This window comes from Synechocystis sp. PCC 7509 (assembly GCF_000332075.2).
GTDB lineage: Bacteria > Cyanobacteriota > Cyanobacteriia > Cyanobacteriales > Chroococcidiopsidaceae > Aliterella.
Genome location: NZ_ALVU02000001.1, coordinates 2,676,384 through 2,697,004, shown reverse-complemented (window position 1 = coordinate 2,697,004; position 20,621 = coordinate 2,676,384). Strand labels below are relative to the sequence as shown.

Genomic DNA, 20,621 nt, shown 5'->3' with positions numbered 1-20,621 from the left:
ATTAGTGCAAAAATTTAACTAGGGTTTTTCGTCGGGAAAGTAAACAGCCGTTGGCGCTGAGGCTAAGGAAGTTCCGCACCACTGGCACACTAACGACAAACTTGCCTGGGGAGAAACATGACCGCATACATGACACTTTAATCCGTGTACGGGCGCATCTTCCGGGGCATCGGAAGTAACATTAGCCGTTAGTGTTATCTTGCCTAGTTGAATCATGGCGCGACGAGAGAGCGCTGCATCCTCTCCCACAACTTTTTGTCCGTTTACCCATGCAGGATTTGGTTTATCTCTATTTTTAGTCAGATTACGTAAGTAAAAAGTATGTTTGGCTAAGTCAAAAAATATTTCTACGTGCAAGCCAGAGACGGTTTTTGCTGGATCTTTGACAATAACATCACACTGACTTTCATCTCTGCCAATGCGGATGGGCGGCTCGTTTGGTTTGTCAAAAGAAAAGGCTTGAGAACGGTTGCGCCCTTCTTCTACCCATTCCAAAGCTATCTTGTGCATAATGTGAGATGCTCCCAAAAGTGTTTTTATGTGGGCAAGTTATCGGCAGTGATTGATTATTCGTTATTTAAGTTATTCAACTACCTGGGCGGCAATTCCTGAAATAAACCAAAAACTGCGATCGCACTTGACCCAGCGCTGCTTGCAATAGTCTTTTTTTAAAAGGCAATGATTGTTAATTGTTTTTGATCAATCTCCTCAAATCCTCAAGGTTTACAAGCTTAAACGCACTACAACAACGTATAAACTAAAAATATACCGTTGTCTAGTTGAATAAACCTTGATTAAATGTTAAAGATTTTGTTAATCCTTGTGAAAAGCAGATTTTAAGGTTCTTCATTGCTGCTACCAAAACTTGATAATTAGCTTTAAACAAGACCAAAATTGAGAACAGAGACGGAGTCTTGCAACCCTTGTCCCACAGTATTTAATCGGCAGCTTGGGCTGAACGGAAGCTAGGATTAAATACCGAGCAACCTAAGTCATATCATGTCTGTTATCGCTAGAACTTTAACACACCATAAACTAGCCAAAGTATTTTTTGCTCCAGCATTCACACCTAAAGCAATCCAACTTCACCTTGGCTCAATCCCTTCTCCAAACATTAGTACAAAAGTTTTACTTAGGAATTACTGAGTTTTAAGGCTAGATTAGGCGCTTCTATACTATTAATTTAAGCGACGGCGGGAACAATTTTTAGTATAATAGCTTCTACCTTAGTGCTAACTACCGATTGGATAAAGTGGCAAACTAGAACTCTTTGAGCCTTTTTTCCCAACTTTCAATTAAATAGCCCTGCAAAATAATATGAGATTAAATATACTGTTTGTCCGAAATTTGCGATGACAACAATGTTTAATTTAATATCACCCTCTTAACGAAACTAAATTCTAAGTTTCGGTAGAAGATATAATGAAAGTAAGGTAAGAATTAATACAATCTTTTCTAATAATCATTACAGATAAATTCAATAAAAATAATTTAAGAGGCGATCGCACGTGAAACGCAATTATTGGTTGAAATACTTACCGGCAATTTTAGCAACAACTTGTTTAATGCCCATAGTGCCAACTTTGGCAGTTCCCCAATTGCCAACGGCAATTGCTCAATCTACCTCATCGCAATATAACAAGTATATGCGGCAAGGCTACTCAGCAACGGCTAAAAGAAATTATCGCCAGGCTTTGGTTAATTTTAGACGCGCTTTAAGTTCTCGTCCTGGCGATCCCTATGCTACGGCTGCAATCAATAATGTCAGTAAGTACGCTCGTCGCGGTACATCAAAAACTATATTTATCGCTTCAAACCGAGGCGCACCTGGCACAAGACAAGGTGGTGCAACTAGAGGAGGGTGTTCTAGTAGTGATCGCACTTTAACAGCATTAGTTCCTGCCAATAATTTAGGCATGACCACAACCCAGTATCCGGTAATTTTCTTTTATGTACCACAAACTTCTGCCGATACCTTAGAACTATCACTACTAGATGAAAACGATAACGAGATTTATCAAAAAAACCTCACACCGAATAAAAGTGGGGGTATCGCTAGTATAAATTTTTCAACTTTGCCTGGTTTAAAACCCTTGCAAGTAAATAAAAGTTACCACTGGTATTTATCGATTGTGTGTAACACTCAAGACCGTTCGGCAGATATATTTGTAGATGGTTGGGTGCAAAGAATCAAACCCGACCCCGCCTTACAAACCGAATTGCAACAAGCATCGCCTAGCGATCGCGCTTCTCTGTACGCTGTTAATGGTATTTGGTATGATAGCCTCGCGGCGCTCTTTGAAACCCGCAAATCCAGTCCAAATAATGCCGCATTAGTCAATGAATGGGCAGATTTGTTAGATTCGGTGGGATTAGATCAAATTGCTAGAGAACCCTTAGTTTCCTGTTGTACGGCAACTAACTAAAACTTCTCTCCTCCCCTAATCCCATCGGCGGTCGCATTTTTTAGTTCAAACTCCCCTCTCTCAAATCTGAGGGAGGGATTTTAGTGACAAGTGATAGGAGAAATTAATCTCCCATTGCTATGAATAAACTCATAGTTAAAAACCTTTGGCTCAATACAATACCTTAAAAGATAGACTAATATAGCTATAGCCAAGCAGTAAAAAATTATGTCAAACTAGCAATAAATGAATTTATGCGTAACTCATAAACGGTAAGCATATTTTTTTTGCAAGTTATGTGCTTTAAATAGATGACAGATAGCCAACAATTTAGTCCTGTAGAAAATGCGATCGCTCTGTTTGATGAGTCGCAACATCTGATTCTATTTAATCAAAGACTTGCCACATTGTGGGGACTATCTGCGGACTGGCTTGCACAAAAGCCAAATTTGCGCTTGTTTTTTGCCGAAGTTGTAAGTCATGGCTATTGGTCTCAAGCACAGTATTTACAATTAGTTGCGGCGGTTGAATCTATCCAAGTTGAGAAGTCACACTACATTAAACAAACTAATGGCATCTATTTGGAAGCGTACATTAGCCGCACTTCCGAGCAGGGATACATATTTACTTTTCGTGATGTCAGTGAGGCTCAATCCTTTCAAACAAGTATAAATGCTCAAGTAAGACAGCAAGCTTTTATCCTTGGGTTAATGGAAAGGCTACAACCTGCAAGCGAACTGCGGGAAATTGGCGAGTTTGCTTTGAGTTATTTGGTGAAAGCTATGGATGCGGCTTTTGGAGATATCAAAATAATTACTGGTGTTGGGTTCGACTCCGTTGCTCATGTGCTGACAAATCAAGTTGGCGCAAAATTTATTGCTGTTTACGGTGAAGTAGCAGTAAAAGAAATGGAAGCTTTACTAAATACTGGTATTCACTATGGTCAAGGTTTGTTGTGGCAAGTAGTTACAACGGGTAAGCCGTTGTTTGTTGATGACTACAAAAATCACCCCAAAGCCGTACCTGCCTTCCAACATCCCGGCATTGGTGATTTGGGTATTTTTCCGATTCCGGCAGCCAACGGGGATATTATCGGCGTACTAACTTTAGAGTCGCGCGGTAAACAAAAATTGCGAGATGCACCCCAACAAAATATGCTAACAGCCGCTTGCCGAATGATGGGCGTAGCGATTGAGCGGGCGCAAAACCAAGTACGCTTGTCCGAAATTCATCAAGACTTGGAGCAGGCTTCCCAACTAAAATCAGAATTTTTAACCTCCATGTCTCACGAACTGAGAACCCCACTTAACAGCATCTTAGGGTTTGCCAACTTGCTCTTGCAAGAAGTTGCTGGTTCTTTGACGACGCGTCAGGTTAAATATAGTCAAATAATTGCCGAAAGCGGTCAGCATTTATTGCAATTAATCAATGATATTCTCGACCTTGCCAAAATTGAATCTGGTAAAGCCGAGCTAGAATTACAATCGGTAGCGATCGCTGAGTTGTGTACTCAATGCTTGGAGATGGTTCAACATCGCGCCGACAAAAAACGTTTGGTACTATCTCAAGAGATTGACCAGCACCTAGGACAGGTAAATCTAGACGAGCGCCGCGTCCGCCAAATGCTGATTAATCTGCTCTCTAACGCCGTCAAATTCACCCCCGAAGGCGGACAAATCAAATTTGTTTGTAGGGTAGCTTATGGCAGTCAGTTACAAGAACAATTTCGACCCGATCGCAGTCCCGTTAATCCCAGCACTCCTTACCTATGCTTTGAAGTTCAAGACACAGGTATTGGCATTGCTCAAGAGAAGTGGAATTTATTATTTCGACCATTTCAACAGGTAGATGCTTCGTTAACGCGGGAGCATGAGGGTACGGGGTTGGGACTGGCGCTAACAAAACGGTTAGCAGAATTACACGGCGGTACAGTTTCTCTAGAATCGGTCGAACACCAAGGGAGTACGTTTCGCGTCTGGCTACCGCTTACGGAAATGCGTGGATTGGCAACTAAATTGTTGCCCGCACCGCCAGTTGCAGCAGAAAATAATCAAGCAAGATTAGTTGCTAAAAATCCCAAACGAATCTGGGTGGTAGAAGATCAGCCCTACAACCAGGAATTAATTATAGAAGTGCTAGAACTTGAAGGTTACATTGTAGACTTAATCCCCGATGGTGGCGTAATGATGGAAGCTATGCAATCAAACGCTGTACTTCCAGATTTAATTTTGCTGGATATTCAATTACCAAAAGTAGATGGATTTGAAATTGTCCGTCACCTTAAAGCTAGTTCTAAATGGAAACACATTCCGGTAATAGCTGTAACGGCAATGGCGATGAAGGGCGATCGCGATCGTTGTTTGGCGGCGGGTGCTAATGCCTACATGAGCAAGCCTTTAAACCTAAGTTTGTTGCAAGAAACCCTGCACATGATGTTACCCTAAATAAAAATTGACAGTTAAATTAAAAACCAGCTTCCTAATTACTGGTGCTGTTTAAACTTATTTTACAAATCGAGTCAAAAAGGCGACTTATTAATACCCTCCTTCTTCTTCCTCGTATTCTGGAGCTTTCGTTTTCTTGGGAATAATAATTGGTTTTGGTTCATCATCCCAAGCATCGTCGTTTAACTCATCATCATAAAGACTAGCGTTAGATTCTGTCTCAATATACTTTTTAGGTTCGTAACGATCTTTCGCCGTTGCTTCACTCCAGTTATTATCATCTTCTAAGTCTTCTTCATATTGAATAGACTCGTACTGACGCTGACGTAATTGTTGCGGTGGTTGACGTTCTTCTAATTCATACTCGTAATCATCTTCGTCCCAAGCTTTTTCTACTAGGGGGCGATTGGTACGTACTTGTTGAACTTTTGGCGCTTGCAGGGGAACTCCCGTACCTAACTGATTTTCCGCTTTAGTTGTTGTGGGTGTGTAGTAAGCCTCGTCCTCATCGCGCTCCCAAGGGGCTTTGCCGATGCCTAGACGCTCTAATACGCCGACCGTTAGCTGATTTAACCTTTCTTCTGCTCCCTCCACTACAATCAGCCTATTTGCGCCGCTACTGATAATTTCATCAATCGGCAATTCGTAGGTACTCAATACTTGTTCGGGAATTTGGGGAATACCCAAAGAGGCGATAATTAACGAGGCAATTTTGCCAGTTTCGGGGTTAAAAACAAAGCTGCGTACTCTACCTAAAAGTTCTCCCGTCTCGGTAATTACTTCGTAGTTAATTAAATTGCTGTAAATGTCAACGTCTATATCTTCAACTACGTCTTCGTTGTCTACTAGCAGCACATCGCCGATTTTGCGGATGCTACTTAAATACATATATCTTGGTACACCGGAGAAAGCGATTAGGTTGTCTCGTAAGCTTAGAGCTACAACCTCGCGTTGGTCGATATCTACCCACAGTTGACTTACTAAGCCTAATTGCTTGGCGTTGTCGTCGGTAATTACTTTGGTGTTTAAGATGTCGGAACGTCTGATAATTTGTTCGGAGGTCATTCTATGCCGAGTCCTGATCTCGAAATCCGGTTATTTCAATACTATTAATAGCAAATTCTCATCTGTTAAGATGTTCGGCTATTACAACTTGATTCCCAACACTTGAGTATACGCCCCTCGTGCTTGAGTCACGCCTATAGTACGTTCGGCTGATTCTATCATTGGTCGGCGCAAACTGACGACTATAAATTGCGCTAGAGTAGCTTGTTGTTTAATCATTTTAGCTAATCTTTCTACATTTGCCCCATCTAAAAACATATCGACTTCATCAAAAGCATAAAAAGGTGATGGGCGGTAGCGTTGCAGTGCAAAAATAAAACTTAAAGCGGTCAGAGATTTTTCGCCACCAGACATGGAAGCTAGGCGTTGGACTGGTTTTCCTTTGGGGTGAGCTACTAAGTTTAATCCGCTATTAAATGGTTCTTCAATATTGTCTAGTTGCAAGTAGCCATCGCCTTCGGAGAGGATTGCAAAAATGCTTTGAAAGTTCTCGTTTACAGCATCAAAGGCTTCTTTAAAAGCTCTTTGACGCAGGGTTGTAAAGTTCTCTATTCGTAGTAATAATTCTGTACGTTCGGCTACTAATGTTTCTAATTTTTGCGTGAGTTCTTCTAGGCGCGTGTTGGTGCGATCGTATTCTTCTAGTGCCAGCATATTTACTGGCTCCATTGCTTCTAAGCGTTTGGAAGTTGCTTTCAATTCTTTTTGCAGTTGCTCTAAATCCATCTGGATTGGTATTTCGGGCAATGGTTCGGGTAATTCTAATTCTTGTAATTTAGTTTTGAGTGCTAATAGTTCTTGTTGCTTTGTTACTTGGGTTTCAATTTGTTTTTGTTTTTGCCATTCCCATTGACTGTAGGCTAAATGTTGGGCGCGTAATTGCTGTTCTGTGCGATCGCGCTCGGCTTTTTCGGTGGTCAACTGTTGGCTAACTTGACTTAAAGCTGTCTGAAGTTGGGTTATTTGAGTTGCGATCGCTAATAGTTGAGTTTCAATTTTGGCAACTTGGCTAATTATTACTATTTCTTGTTGTTGGTATTCTTTGACTCTGGCAACACTTGTCGCAATCTTTTCTTGCAAACGCGACTTTTGCAGTTCTAGTTCTTGGATTTTGACTTCCACTTGTCTTAAAGCTTGTTCTTTAAGTTGCAATTGCTGCTCGTTGGTCTTAATTATTGCTTGAATCTCTTGCCAAAGACTATTTGTTTGCGACTTCTCTAATTCGCTTAAAGCTAGTTTTTGTTGTTGCAGAGTAGCTTCAAGGGAGGGTAATTTTTGCTCCAAAAGTTGCAACCGAGATTGAGCGTTAGCTAATTGTTCGGTAGTTTGGGCATTTTGAACCCGTGTTTGCGCTAGTTGCTGGCTTAAATTACTAATTTCTTTCGTAAGTTGTTCGCTTTGAAGCTGCTTTTCTCGCCTTTGTTGGCGCATTTCTGTTGATTGTTGACTTTGTTGTTTAGTTTTGGCTAACAAGGTATTAATTACTTGAGTACAACGCTCTAACACTTGCGTAATATCTTGCAGGCGGGTTTTTAACTGGGTAATTTCCTGAGATTCTGTTGCCTCTACTCTCCCAAAATGTAAGCTTGCTCGCTGGTTACTCATGCCTCCCGTCATTGCGCCGCTAGTTTCTAATAACTCGCCATCTAACGTCACAATCCGATGCTGTCCCAAATAACCCCGCGCTGCTTCTAAGGTGGTAAATACTACGGTGCTACCAAACACATAGGCAAATATATTTTGATATTTGCCTTCGCATTCCACCAAGTTAATCGCGTAATCTACAAACCCATTGGCATACCGCAGGGCTACGGTAGGCGAAAACCGCCCAGATTGAATCTTGTTTAAAGGTAAAAAGGTGATTCTCCCAGCTTTTTTTTGCTTCAATAGCTCAATAGCTGCGGCAGCTACTAGGTCATCTTCTACCACCAACTGTCCTAATCTGCCTCCGGCGGCGGTTTCTAATGCTAATTGATACCGCAATTCAACGCTGCCTAATTGAGCCACTAATCCACAAACACCAGTCAAGCCAGACTGTAAAATAACTTTAGTTGCGTAAGTTCCTTGGGTTTCTTGAATTGCTTGAACTTGCGCTTCTAGCTTATCTAAATTACGTTGTTTTTCTCGTTGCTCTAAAATTAATCTGTTTTGCGTTTGCATTTGTATTTGTAATTCTTGCTCTCCCGCCGCTAAGGCTTTTAATAATAATTCACTGTCGGCGGTAACTGTTAATAAGTCAGCTTCTAAGTTAGTAAACTGCTCTTTTTTTGCAGCTATTTGCGGCTCTATTGTCGAAATTAATTGATTTTGTTCGGCAACTTGTTTTGTTAGCTGATTATGACGCTCTTTTAACTTTGTTTGTTCGGTACGCTGAGGTTCAATATTTTGTTGCAAAGCCTCTATTTGATGGCTTAAAGCGGCTTGTTGCTGCACCAACTCATCTGAGGCATCGGCGATCGCATTTGCTCCTTCTCGGCTTTGTTTTAGGGCAATCTCTGCCTCCCTAAGCGCTGAACGTAAAGTAGTAATGTCTTGGTTTTCTAATACTTCTTGTTCTTGAATAAATTGACTAAAAAGTTGCTGATTTGACTTGACTTCTTGATTTTTTTGCGATATATTTACTGTGATATTGTTTGCGGCGTGTTCTAACTCTTGCTGGCGGAGGTGGAGTTGTTTTTGTTCGGCTTGGTGGGTAGCTAGGGTAGACTGTAAAGCCAAAAGATCCGCTTCTCCCAAGGCTTTGACGCGCTCGTTGAGTAAATCGAGTTGGCTAGTGGAGTGTTGAATTTGTAACTGCTGGTTGGCAAGTTGAGTAGTTATTTCGGTAATAGTGCGATCGCTTTGTTGAAGTTGCGCGACAATTTGTGCTTGTTGCTTTTGTAAATGCCGCCACTGTAGCACCGTTTCCCACTGTTGCTTTTGAGTAAAGTCAGCGCGGAGCAGTTGGTATTTCTCAGCTTTGAGGCGATCGGATGAAAGCTTTTCCCGTTGCAGAATTAATTCTTTTTCGACAATTTGACAGCGCTCAATGCGATCGCGCACTTCCTCCAAAGTATCTTTCGCTTGGACAATTTTGCGATCAAAGTTAGCAACCCCCGCTAGTTCGTCAATAATTTCCCGACGCTCCTTAGCATTCATAGAAATAATGCTAGTCACATCCCCTTGTAGCACTACATTGTAGCCTTCAGGATAAATCCGCAACTGCGATAATTGGGCGTGTAAATCCGTCAGCGTACAAGCTTCGCCATTGATGTAGTAATTTGAGGTATAAGTATCATGCTTCGTAACTCTAAGCTTGCGCGTAACGCTCCATTCAGTGGGAGTATTTTCCTGCTCATCGCTAATATCAAAAGTAACAGTAACACTAGCTTCAGACTTACCGCGACTGCCTTGAGTGTGATTAACTAGATCGGGTAAGCGATCGGCTCTCATCCCCTTAGAACTAGAAAGACCAAGGGCAAATAATAAAGCATCGAGAATATTTGATTTACCCGAACCATTGGGTCCAGAAACCACTGTAAATCCTGGCAGTAATGGCACGGTAGTTGTACCGCCAAAAGATTTAAAATGAGAGAGTTCCAGTCGCTTAACATACACCATAGGCGCTGGTGAGAATTTTGCTTAGTGTATTACGTAGTTAAACACATTAGCACGGTTGGCTTTAGGGAGCTAGACCTCTACTAACATTAAGGCAAAGGTATTAGCTATATTTTTAAGCACTACGCTCGTGTAAATAAGTAAATACGGATTTATCGCCAATGTCTGGCGGAATTGGTTGTACTACTTTGCGTACAGCAAATACACCAAATAAAGTAGCCCAGGTAGCAAGCATTATTTGCTCCAACTGTTGGGGGAAAATGCCTAACATATGTCCTAAGAGCAAAACTGGAACTAAGAAAGTAAGAAATTTTGTCTCCAAGCGATGAAAACAAAAGGATTCTTTAAAATAAATACCTGTTAAAGCAGCAAAAATAAACCCTACACCAAATAAAGCTACTGGTCGTTCGTAAAGAGTTACAGCTAGTGGGGCGCTACTAGAAATTGTCCAAAAAATTGCGGCAATTGTGCCAATCGCCCAAAAGATTTGTAATACTCTATGCAAGACAGCGAGATAAATGTGTATTGTTAGCAAACTAACCCCTAAACCCAAGCTAAAGCAGAAAAATAAGGGAGTTAGCAACGAAAAATTATTAGTTTGTAGCAATGCGATCGCACTACCCAAAGCAAAACTCAGCGCCGCGATTGCTAAACCTGTACGGTAAATAATTACACTTATGCGATCGCTTTTGTCAATTGTAAAATCGCCAAACTGTCCTTGATAAATTATTGCTTCTGGTGCTAGTTGAGCTTTCATAGTAATTATTTAAGATATTTCTATTGAATTTGCATGACAACTAAAGTCATATCATCAGTATTTTGACTAACTGTACCGATAAATTGCCGAACTTTATCAAATAAATATTCTAAAATTGATTGAGGTTCTAGGGAATGCTTGCAAGCCCACCCAAAAACACGAATCAAGTTTTCTTCGTCAAAGCGATCGCCATTTTGACTAGCAGCATCAGTAAATCCATCAGTATAGTAAATAATTGTATCCCCAGTCCGTAGTTGAACTTGAGCATTTTCATACTGACTGTGAGCATCAAGCCCGATTAGCATTCCCAAAGTATCAAGACGCTTAATAGTTTTAGTTGCAGCTTGCCACAATAACGGTGGATTATGAGCCGCATTACTATAAGTCAAAACCTGTGTATCGGGATCGTACTCTGAGCAAAACAAGGTTACAAACCGATGAGAATTTTCTAAGTCAGCGTACATGACCCGATTTAAGTGTTGTAGAATCCGGGCTGGGGAATGACCATTTAGCACTTCTCCTCGTAACATTCCCCGCGTCATAGTCATAATTAAACCCGCAGGTACGCCCTTTCCCATCACATCCCCAATTACTAACGCCCAGCGCGGAGAAACTTGGGAAGCCAAGCTGTTTTTTCTGTCGTGATTGGTGGGAATAAAATCGTAATAATCTCCTCCAACTCGATTGGCGGGTTGACATAAAGCAGCGAGGGTTACACCAGGAATAGTTGGACATTGACGGGGTAGTAGTTGTAATTGAATTTCTGCCCCAATCTCTAATTCTCGATCTAAACGTTCTTTTTTGCGTAATTCTACAGTAAGCTCGCCATTTTCTATTGCTACGGCAGTTTGATCGGCAATTAGGCGCACAAGCTTTTGTCTGTCTTCAGTCCAAGTGTAGTCAGGATTAGCACTAAAAACATACAATCTACCTCTTTCAGTATGTTTAACTAAAATAGTTGTACCAAACAACTGCATATCTCCCCCCAATTGGCTGCTAACTTGAGCGTCTAGCGTGGCGGTGGCGGGTACTAATTGGGCGGCTGTCAAAGAGGCGGTAACTACACTTGTGGCGGTTTCTAAAGCTTTACGAATTATTTTTTGTTGGCTGCTATCTTGGCAATGTAATTGTTCTAACTTTACTTGGCCGTTGGCTTTATATAATATTAGTGCGCCACCGTCTGCATCTGTTACCCGCGTTGCCATGAGCGGAATCAACTCTAAAAACTGGTTAAGGTTGTTGAAGCTTCTGAGCGCAAAACCTAAAGAGCTTAGTAAGTCTTGGATTTTATGTTGTTCTCGATGCAGACGCGCCACCAATTCTTTGAGTGCCAAAACTGGGTTAATGTCTGTAGAAGCATTGTTACGGTCAGTAGGTTGTTCAGAGGACGGTTGAGGCACAAAAGCTAGGATTCCATTTAGACTGTTTTGAAATAGGTATAGATGTCAATTTTAGGATCTGGTAAATTGACTTTCTCGGTGCTAAGTCAAAGATTATAGCGTAGGCTGTCCAACTTCGCGCTCTGCATTGGGAATTGCTTATTGAAATTACGACCAATTACCTATTATCCATTTGTCCGACTATGGTTGGAGCATCAACTAATAAATTTAGGCGATCGCTATGAACTGTTAATATAGGCTGACCGATATTTAAACTAGCAAAAGGGCTAGTAGTTGGAATATCTAATTTAGAACTAACTAAACCCAACTTTGATTCCACAAAAGCTGGAAATATTAATAAATTGCTACTTTTGCAACTAAAAGCTGAAGCACTAAGTTTTAAAGGTAAACCAAAGCTTTGACGCTTATAGTCCAATTTGCACAATACTTGATTTGCTTGACTTACCGTAACGCTATTATCTATCCAAGTAAAATCGGCTAATTCTTTTGGAAGTCCCCAAATTTCTCGCCCACCAGCTACCGAATCAGGATTATCTACATAAATATGGGAAACCCAGCCGCCCAACTTACCTTTGTAGCTCAAAAATCCAGCAATAATGATTAATTCGCTATATTCCAATACTGAACCAGTATTGTACTTAGACAAATAAACTCCGCCGATAGTTTTACCAGGTAGTACAGAAATAATATTTAATTTTGTAGGTATAAAAGGACGGACTCGCGCAATGTCTAATAACTGTAGAGAAATAAAAGCATCGCCTTTTAATGTCCAAGGTGGCTGGGGGTAGCTCATTATTGATGTGTTATCTCCTCAATTGCTAAAGTTTTAAGCTATCTGCGTCTCCAGGGCGCGGCGGTGGTGGCGAATTTGATTGATTAACTGGATTAGTAGAAGAATTTGTATTTGGCGATGTGTTGTTGGCTGGCGATCGCGTATTTTGATTAAATAAGCTAACTAGAGTTTGAACTAGCTGGTGACGATCTTGGCGATTGAGTTTGCTAATTGCTGTGCGATCGCTCTCTAGAGGATTAGTATTGAAAGTATCATTGCCTGGATAAGCGGCTTCGTCAATTAGCTCGTTAGCGCCTAAATAATCAGCTAAAGTTAGTTTCCAATCTAGCCGATAACCGGGGGCGCGTCCTTTAACATACAGGTGATATTGCAGCAAGCGAGTAACTAGAGTGCTATTTTCATCTACTTTTCCCGTTTCTTTGCTGACATACTTATTTTCTAAAGGTAAATTTGGCAACCTTTGATAAACTTGCTGCCAAAGTTCTTGAGGTTTAGCACTTTGAGCAAAGCTAGAAGTATTATTTAGTTGCGTTCCCAATACTATAAGTCCTGCTAGGCAGGCGATAGTAAGTAGCTTAAAATGCGAATTCCTCTGCCTGTTCACAATTGTTTCCTGTAGAAGTATCTTAAGATTCGCCAATAATTTCCGGCTGATTTAGTTCGTCGGACATTTCAATAATTGCCCGCAATACTGGTTTCATCATCGGATCGTCCATTGTATCAAAGTCTTCATAGCGGCGGCGTTTGGCGCGATTGGCGACTTGCACAGTAATTTTATAACGATTGGAGGCGGCGCTAATTAGCTCCTCTGCTCGTTGAATAACTTCGCTTTGGGGTGTCTCGAATTTAGAACGCTTAAGCATGAAAGTGTATTTGTTGGGATCAATTCCAGTCTACAACAGACTACAGAAATCAGGCGATCGCCTGATTGCGTCCGTTGCAAGTAACCCTCTACTGATAGATGTTTTTCCTGAGGTTTTCAGATTACTAATAGATTTTTACCCAATTATTTTTATGGCTGATATTATCGAAACCGCCGTTAATGCTGGAAACTTTACGACATTAGTAAAAGCAATTGAAAGCGCCGATTTGGTAGAGATTCTCAAAAGCGAAGGATCTTATACAGTTTTTGCTCCTACAGATGAAGCATTTTCTAAGTTACCAAAAGAAACGTTAGATAATTTACTTCAAGACATTACCAAGCTCAAAAGAATTCTCACTTATCACGTAGTCTTTGGAGACGTAAGAGAAGAAGACTTAAAGCAAATTAAAGAAGCCGCCACGGTAGAAGGCTCTATTGTTGTCATTGAAAATAATAACGGTATTAAAGTTAATGATATCAAGGTTTTGCAAACAGATATTATTGCTGACAATGGCGTAATTCATGTTATTGAGGGCGTGTTGATACCTGCATTGGTAGCTGCTGAATAGGTATTTAGAGTAAAACTTGCGCGATCGCTCTATTATTGGTTCTCAAGTAAAGTAGAAGATTTTATTCTGCTTTACTTACATTTTTAGAATAAATACATCTGCTAAAAGGATGATTTTTATTTGCAAGTAAATTACTTTTAGAATTGCAGTGAATTTAAAAAATATTTAATCACAAATTAACCTAATTTAACCCCACAAAGTTGTAAATCTTGTTATAGTAAACAAGTAAAATATTTCAAAGTAGATAATCATGGCAACAGCAGACCTCAGTTCAACAATCTCTGCTTTGAAAGGTGGATTAACAGCACTTCCCGCAGAAGCAGCAGTAGCAAATATTGAAAGTTGGCATTCACAACTCAAAGATGCAGCACCAGAAGTTGCAGCAACTCTAGCTGAACTCAAAACTGCTTTAACAAGCGGTAGCGCCTCTGGTTCTTCAATCGGCGCATTGTTGACAAAATTAGGTGGACAAGCTTCCGGTGCTGGTACAAGCACTGGTGGCGACGCTGGCAAGCAAATGGAAGAGTTAGGCAAAATGCTTACTGAAGCTGGTAAGTCACTCTCATAATTTTTCTGGCATTGACTGAAGCAACAACAACGTTGTCAAGCTTTGCAAAAAAAGTTGTTAAGCAGCAAAAACACTAAAACAAGAGGCATCTGTAATTAGATGCCTCTTGTTTTGTTTTAAGAAGCAGCGAAAATGCTACCACTACGAGACGGAATATTAATATTTAAAGTATCTTCGTTATCGCTCCAGCTTACTTCTCCCATGCCATATAATACCTTGCTCGGTTGAGAAGTTAAACCTTCTAATTTGATACTAGCGGTAACATCTGCCGTGCCAGCATTAACAGCAATAATTAATTCCTGCGCATCTAAAATTCGGGCAAATACATACAAAGCACCTTGAGCATAGAGGACTTTGTAACTACCTGTACGCAAGGCTGGGTAATTATGACGGATAGAAATTAGCTGACGGTGATAGTCTAAGACATCGTTTTCCCAATGAGCTTCTAAAGGAAAACCGCGCCGAGAATCGGGATCTAAACGCCCAGGTAAACCAACTTCATCGCCGTAGTAAATGCTAGGAGCGCCAGGAAAAGTTAGTAATAGTAGAGTGGATAACTCTACACTAGAGCGATCGCCTCCCGCAATAGAAATTAGTCTAGCCGTATCGTGACTAGCTAATAAATTCAGTTGAGTTAGCTGAATTTCCCAGGGGTAAAGCTGTAAAAGGTATTCAATTTTATCACCATACTCAGCAGCAAATAAGGGGGGGTAGGGATGATAGGAGCGGTCTTGTACTTGAGTCATATCCACGCGATCGCCCGCCGCAAATGCGATGGTAGGTGCCGCAAATAGGTAATTCATTACTCCATCAAATTGCGTGCCGTCTAGCCACTCGCTAGAGTCTTCCCAAACTTCTCCCACAATATAAGCTTCGGGATTAATAGCTTTAACGCGATCTCTAAATTCTTGCCAAAAACCGGGGGATTTGACTTCAAAAGGTACATCCAAACGCCAGCCGTCGATACCTAACTTTATCCAATATTCGGCAATTTCCATAATGTATTCGCGCACTTCGGGGTTATCGTGGTTGAATACAGGTAGCGCCCGATTATCTGCCCAACCTTCATAATTAGCGGGAAATTCGCCATTATAGGGAGACAAGGGCCAACCGTGAATTTTGAACCAGTCTACCCAAGGGGAATAAGGGCCATTCTCTAAAACATCGTGGAAAAAGAAGAAGCCGCGACTAGAGTGGTTGAATACTCCATCTAAGACAACTTTAATATTGCGATCGTGACAAGCGACAAGCAAATCTTTAAAAGCCTCGTTTCCGCCCAACATCGGATCGATTTGATAATAATCATGGGTATGGTAGCGGTGATTGCTGGCAGATTGAAAAATTGGCGTGAAGTAAATTGCATTAATGCCCAAACTTTGCAAATAATCTAATTGCTCTACAACTCCCCATAAGTCACCACCTTTATAGCCTTGGAGGGTAGGCATTTCGTCCCATTCTTCCCAAGATACAGTTGTTAAAACTCGCTTGTGGGGTTCTTTACTTTTGGCAAAGCGATCGGGGAATATTTGATAGAAAACTGCGTGTTTTACCCAATCTGGGGTTTGAATCTGCATGATTACTTTTTAATGCTTCACAGATAAGTTACAGATATTTACAGTTTTATAGTTCTAACCTGGGGTTGAATGTGGTGAGTTTAGAAGGGTTGAGTCAGGAATTGGTGAATAAACTTGCTGGACTTTGGGAAAATGTGTTTTAAATAACTTTTTTTGTACAGGTGCGATCGCTTGTTGGAAGTTTAGAGGGCGATCGCCTAGAGCTATAAAATTTAGTGTTTATGTATTTTACATTTTTTAATACACCTGCTAACTGTCCTATCTTGTTGAGTTGCCTACCGCATCTAAGTAATAGCAACTAATCATAGTATTAGTAAATACTAGGCTAAAGCAACTTGCATAATCATAAAAAAATTTGTAAGCGTTTTGTAAAAAAAAAATACATTAATTTATAGTATTTTTACGTATTTAAGCTTATAAATTAAAACTGTAACAGTAATTTTTTCTAAATAATAATTTTCCAAAACTAAGTGTCTGGTTTTACTAATTTATACAAGGTTAAACAATGAGTAACGGTGTTAATCAGCAGCTATATCCAATGGAAACAACAGGCAGTTATTTAATATTGCTTCCTCAAGATGATATTGAAGGTGGCATTAGAGTTCTTAGAGATATCACAGGTAATAGTAACATTGCTAGAACAGCCGATTCTACGGATGGTGCAGTTGATGTCAGTCGAAAAGATGAAGCAATATTAGTTCTCAGCGAGTTGGGTGTGGCAATTGCGGAATTGGAACCAGAGCAAGTACAAAGGGTTAGTAGTGCCGTTGACAATCCAAATGAACCCATTTTACTGGTTGAACCAGAGCAAGTATTTTATGCTTTTGGAAAGTCTAGTTCTCAAGACATAACTCCGCAAATGGGTGGTACGAAAAGTGAGATTTCAATAGAGTATTTGCGTGGATACCGCGATGCTATTGGCAACCTTGTAGATAATTTAGTTTTTCCTCATAAAGATTCTAAACAACCAGACGCATCCGCAGTACCTACTCCATATACGTGGGGACTACAGGCTACTAAAGTGGTTAGTTCTAGATTTAGTGGTCGCGGAATTAAAGTTGCTATTCTCGATACAGGTTTTGACTTCAATCATCCAGATTTTAAGACCCGAACAATCACTAGCAAGTCATTTATCAAAGTAAAAACTAGCGATCCTTTATTACCCGTACAAGATGGAAATGGTCATGGAACTCACTGTACGGGGACTGCGTGTGGTCCATTAAATCCAGGTATTGCGCCACGATATGGCATAGCTTATGAAGCAGAAATCTATATTGGCAAAGTATTGAGTGACCAAGGACGATCTTTGGGTCAAGGTTCCATAGTACAAGGTATAGAATGGGCTATTACTAATGGTTGCAAAGTTATTTCAATGTCTCTTGGAGGACCTGTAAGTCCTGGTCAGCCATTCTCGCCAATTTATGAAAATATTGCGAAAAGAGCTATGAACAAGGGTTCTCTGATTATCGCCGCAGCAGGTAACAGTAGTAACCGTGCTTCTGGTGTTCTTAACCCAGTTGGTTCACCAGCGAACTGTCCATCAATTATGGCAGTAGGTGCAATAGATGAGCGAGATCAAATTGCTGGCTTCTCTGATTCTGGTGTTAATTCTAGTGGAGGACAAGTAGACATTGTTGGTCCAGGGGTTGATATTTATTCTAGTTACCCAGTACCTAGAGGTAATCCTCCAGGCTATGACAGACTTAACGGTACAAGTATGGCAACACCTCATGTAGCTGGTATAGCCGCTTTATATGCTCAGGCAAATCCTACAATCACTGCGGATGGTTTGTTTAGTTTGCTGCAAAGAACTGCTCGCCGATTACCACTTCCTTCTACAGATGTTGGTACTGGACTTGTCCAAGCACCTTAAATTTTGTTAGTTGCGCTCTCTTGTATTTATTAAGGTAGCCCTAAAATAGCAGTAATGGCAGATTTTGCATAATCTAATTGACTTATGAACAATCTTACAATTTCTTGCTTTTCTAGGGTTATCTTTTGTACATCTCCCAAATTAGTAAGAAAATTATGCCCGATATACAGATAATAATTTCAGTTAACGATGAACACTTAAGCCAAATTTTAGAAATAGTTGAAAAGTTAACGAATGCAGGTATGAATGTTGATAATTTCATGCCCACAGTAGGAGTTATTACAGGTTCTGTTGATTCCACAAAAGTTACAACGCTCGAGCAAATTAATGGCGTTGCTCATGTCGAATTAGCCACTGAGTTTCAAATTCCAGAAATAGATATTCAGTGATAGCTAAAACCATAAAAACACTGAATTATGTGGAACAAATGAAACACAAAATTATATATTTTCCTTAATTTGCTCAATTATCACACAAAAAATAATAATGGATTTACCTGCTATTTTAGATATTGCGATCGCTTTAATTTTTATCTACTTAATTCTCAGCTTACTAGCATCAGAAATTCAGGAAATAATTGCTGCGTTTTTACAGTGGAGAGCTAAAAACTTAAAAGAAGCGATCGAGATTCTTTTGGGTGGTGTAGTTCAAAAACAACCTACTAATCCAGAAGAATTAGGTCAACTTCCTACTATCGAAACTAAAACTAAGGAAGCTGATGTTAAAAATGCAATAACACTTGCTAATAAACTCTATCAAAATTCTCTAATCCAATCTCTGAATCAAACAACATTAAGAATGTTTATCCGCAGTTCTAAAAGTGGACCGTCATATATTCCTTCAGAGACATTTACATCTGCTTTATTAGAAGAATTAGAACTTGATAAAGTGCTACAAGAATTTAGAAAAAATGACCAGTTCAAGAAAGATATAGTTGAGATTGTAGAAAAAATTAAACTCTCAGATTTATCTATCAACTTAAAAAAAAATCTAACTATCTTTGCAAAACGAGCGCAAAGAAAAACTCAAAATATAGATGAACAAATTTACCAATTCGAGCGTGAAATTGAAACCTGGTTTGACCAATCAATGGAACGTGCTTCAGGTGTATACAAGCGTAATGCAAAAGGATTTGCTATTGTCCTTGGTTGCTTGATTGCTGCTGGCGCTAATGCTGACACACTACGTATTTTTAGTATGTTGTCGAAAGATGCTGTTTTAAGTGCTGGAATAAGCCAGTATGCGAATCAGACAGTTCAAATCTGTGAAAAGGAAAAGCCTGATAATTACTTAGATTGTATTAATAGTAAAGTTAATAAAAATGAGCTTTCAAAGCTTTCTTTACCTATTGGTTGGAATTCTTTCCCACAATTCAATAAAGAGCCTCAAATTGTTTTCAAGAAAATTATTGGTTTGTTGTTGACTGGTCTTGCTATTTCTATGGGTGCATCCTTCTGGTTCGATTTACTTAACAAGTTTATCAACGTTCGTTACGCAGGCAAAAAGCCCACAGCTTCTAATGAAACGTCAGATTCTTCTAAATAAAAAGCATAATAACTTAAATAAAATGATTAAAAATTTTTTTCCCATAGTTATTTCAGCTTCATTAATTAATATTTCACCCAACACTTCTATTGCTAATACAGCCAACCAAAAAACTATTTTTGCCCAAGCTACTGAAAACCGTTTTTGCCCAAGTGAATTTGAATACGACAAAGCTCATCGTCTTTGCGTTAGCGAAACAGAAGCACTAGGACCATTTACAAATGAAATGATAGCCAAGTGCAAACAATTTGGAGGCGGTTCTCCCTGTGAAGGAACGCGATGGGAAGTTAACTTTGCTCGGAGACTACGGGGAACAAGTACCTGTCCTCCTGGTGCAAAACTTGATTCTGGTATTGGTGAGTGCGTCGATAATGCAAATGTTTATGGACCTTTTATAGAGGCGAACGTCGAAAAATGTCGGAACGCTGGAGGAGGTGTTATCTGTAAAACTATGCGTTTTAGCAGAAACATTTTACCCTCCTCAGCAGCAAACGCTACCTTTAACTTTCCTGAACCCACAAATGCAGAGCGTGTTAAAACTCTCATCCTTTGGTCAACACATTACAACGCACCTAGAGTTAAAGAGACACCTGGTGGCATTCCTCTATTAGATATATCAGGTAATCGTTTAGGAGCAATACTTTCTAAGCGCGATTGGTGTGATGCAGCAGTAGAGGGAACAATTCAGGTTTTAGATAATAGTAACGTACCAAAAACATACAATTTTGCAGGTAGAGGTTCCACAGCGCAAGTTGATTGCGCTCCATTTTTTAGTAGCTTATCTTCAGCAGTAATTCAAGGTACTAATAGATCGCGATTTAAGCTTTCTAAAGGAGCTTATGGTGAAGGAACTGACGGATTGATTCTCGTACCTTACCGAACTATTGCTGTTGATAGAACAGTATTTCCTATCGGTTCTATTATTTATATTCCTGAGGCAAGAGGAAAACAAGTAACTTTACCTTCGGGTGAGAAAGTAGTACATGATGGTTACTTTTTTGCTGGTGATGTAGGAGGAGCCATTAAAAATAATCACATCGACGTTTTTATTGGAATTTCTCAACAAAACCCGTTTGCTTTTATTAAAAGTAAAGCAACTGGTACATTTACTGCTTTTCTGATTGAAAAATCACAAATTTCACAGGCTCTAAAAGTCCTACATCAGTAAA

17 protein-coding genes are annotated in these 20,621 nt (G+C 40.0%); 8 read left to right on the top strand and 9 right to left on the bottom strand.

Features of this window, described 5'->3' with window-relative positions; translation table 11 throughout:
* Positions 1–18 precede the first annotated feature (18 nt).
* On the bottom strand, positions 19–510 hold the full coding sequence (locus SYN7509_RS0213455; RefSeq protein WP_009631366.1) for an FHA domain-containing protein: 492 nt from the start codon (positions 508–510) through the stop codon (positions 19–21).
* 998 nt (positions 511–1,508) lie between these two features.
* Here SYN7509_RS0213455 and SYN7509_RS0213450 point away from each other — a divergent pair.
* Positions 1,509–2,426, top strand: coding sequence for a DUF928 domain-containing protein (locus SYN7509_RS0213450; RefSeq protein WP_009631365.1), 918 nt, complete (start codon positions 1,509–1,511; stop codon positions 2,424–2,426).
* Between the two features lie 290 nt (positions 2,427–2,716).
* Complete coding sequence (locus SYN7509_RS0213445; RefSeq protein WP_009631364.1) at positions 2,717–4,849, top strand: hybrid sensor histidine kinase/response regulator; 2,133 nt, start codon at positions 2,717–2,719, stop codon at positions 4,847–4,849.
* A 90-nt stretch (positions 4,850–4,939) separates the two neighbouring features.
* On the opposite strand, the gene SYN7509_RS0213440 is transcribed toward SYN7509_RS0213445, so the two are convergent.
* The 7 genes from SYN7509_RS0213440 to SYN7509_RS0213410 all read right to left on the bottom strand — a co-directional run bounded on the left by SYN7509_RS0213440 (position 4,940) and on the right by SYN7509_RS0213410 (position 13,324).
* Entirely contained in the window at positions 4,940–5,914 is a 975-nt protein-coding gene (locus tag SYN7509_RS0213440; RefSeq protein ID WP_009631363.1) for a PRC-barrel domain-containing protein, read from the bottom strand.
* Positions 5,915–5,995: 81 nt separating this feature from the next.
* Positions 5,996–9,514: a chromosome segregation protein SMC gene (gene smc / locus SYN7509_RS0213435; RefSeq protein ID WP_009631362.1), complete on the bottom strand. Its 3,519-nt coding sequence runs from the start codon at positions 9,512–9,514 to the stop codon at positions 5,996–5,998.
* 112 nt (positions 9,515–9,626) lie between these two features.
* Positions 9,627–10,268, bottom strand: coding sequence for a DUF2301 domain-containing membrane protein (locus SYN7509_RS0213430; protein WP_009631361.1), 642 nt, complete (start codon positions 10,266–10,268; stop codon positions 9,627–9,629).
* A 20-nt stretch (positions 10,269–10,288) separates the two neighbouring features.
* On the bottom strand, positions 10,289–11,668 hold the full coding sequence (locus SYN7509_RS0213425; RefSeq protein WP_009631360.1) for a PP2C family protein-serine/threonine phosphatase: 1,380 nt from the start codon (positions 11,666–11,668) through the stop codon (positions 10,289–10,291).
* A 157-nt stretch (positions 11,669–11,825) separates the two neighbouring features.
* On the bottom strand, positions 11,826–12,461 hold the full coding sequence (locus SYN7509_RS0213420) for an acetoacetate decarboxylase family protein (protein ID WP_009631359.1): 636 nt from the start codon (positions 12,459–12,461) through the stop codon (positions 11,826–11,828).
* 25 nt (positions 12,462–12,486) lie between these two features.
* Positions 12,487–13,065 carry a hypothetical protein gene (locus tag SYN7509_RS0213415; RefSeq protein ID WP_009631358.1) on the bottom strand — a complete coding sequence of 193 codons (579 nt, stop codon included), beginning with the start codon at positions 13,063–13,065 and terminating at the stop codon, positions 12,487–12,489.
* A gap of 22 nt (positions 13,066–13,087) precedes the next feature.
* Positions 13,088–13,324: a DNA-directed RNA polymerase subunit omega gene (locus tag SYN7509_RS0213410; protein WP_009631357.1), complete on the bottom strand. Its 237-nt coding sequence runs from the start codon at positions 13,322–13,324 to the stop codon at positions 13,088–13,090.
* A 151-nt stretch (positions 13,325–13,475) separates the two neighbouring features.
* Here SYN7509_RS0213410 and SYN7509_RS0213405 point away from each other — a divergent pair, with 151 nt between their 5' ends.
* Both SYN7509_RS0213405 and SYN7509_RS0213400 read left to right on the top strand, forming a co-directional pair.
* Positions 13,476–13,892: a fasciclin domain-containing protein gene (locus tag SYN7509_RS0213405; protein WP_009631356.1), complete on the top strand. Its 417-nt coding sequence runs from the start codon at positions 13,476–13,478 to the stop codon at positions 13,890–13,892.
* Between the two features lie 250 nt (positions 13,893–14,142).
* Positions 14,143–14,460 (top strand): hypothetical protein, encoded by a 318-nt coding sequence (locus SYN7509_RS0213400; RefSeq protein WP_009631355.1) that lies wholly within the window; start codon positions 14,143–14,145, stop codon positions 14,458–14,460.
* Between the two features lie 116 nt (positions 14,461–14,576).
* Here the strand turns inward: SYN7509_RS0213400 and SYN7509_RS0213395 are convergent, their stop codons facing one another.
* On the bottom strand, positions 14,577–16,034 hold the full coding sequence (locus tag SYN7509_RS0213395; protein ID WP_009631354.1) for a glycoside hydrolase family 13 protein: 1,458 nt from the start codon (positions 16,032–16,034) through the stop codon (positions 14,577–14,579).
* Between the two features lie 505 nt (positions 16,035–16,539).
* Here SYN7509_RS0213395 and SYN7509_RS0213390 point away from each other — a divergent pair.
* The 4 genes from SYN7509_RS0213390 (at position 16,540) to SYN7509_RS27670 (ending at position 20,620) form a co-directional block, all read left to right on the top strand.
* Positions 16,540–17,907: a S8 family peptidase gene (locus tag SYN7509_RS0213390; RefSeq protein WP_009631353.1), complete on the top strand. Its 1,368-nt coding sequence runs from the start codon at positions 16,540–16,542 to the stop codon at positions 17,905–17,907.
* Between the two features lie 155 nt (positions 17,908–18,062).
* Positions 18,063–18,296 carry a hypothetical protein gene (locus SYN7509_RS0213385; RefSeq protein WP_038020943.1) on the top strand — a complete coding sequence of 78 codons (234 nt, stop codon included), beginning with the start codon at positions 18,063–18,065 and terminating at the stop codon, positions 18,294–18,296.
* A 97-nt stretch (positions 18,297–18,393) separates the two neighbouring features.
* Positions 18,394–19,452: a hypothetical protein gene (locus tag SYN7509_RS27675; protein WP_009631351.1), complete on the top strand. Its 1,059-nt coding sequence runs from the start codon at positions 18,394–18,396 to the stop codon at positions 19,450–19,452.
* Complete coding sequence (locus tag SYN7509_RS27670; protein ID WP_009631350.1) at positions 19,427–20,620, top strand: 3D domain-containing protein; 1,194 nt, start codon at positions 19,427–19,429, stop codon at positions 20,618–20,620. The genes SYN7509_RS27675 and SYN7509_RS27670 overlap by 26 nt, the downstream gene beginning before the upstream one ends.
* Position 20,621: the final 1 nt, after the last annotated feature.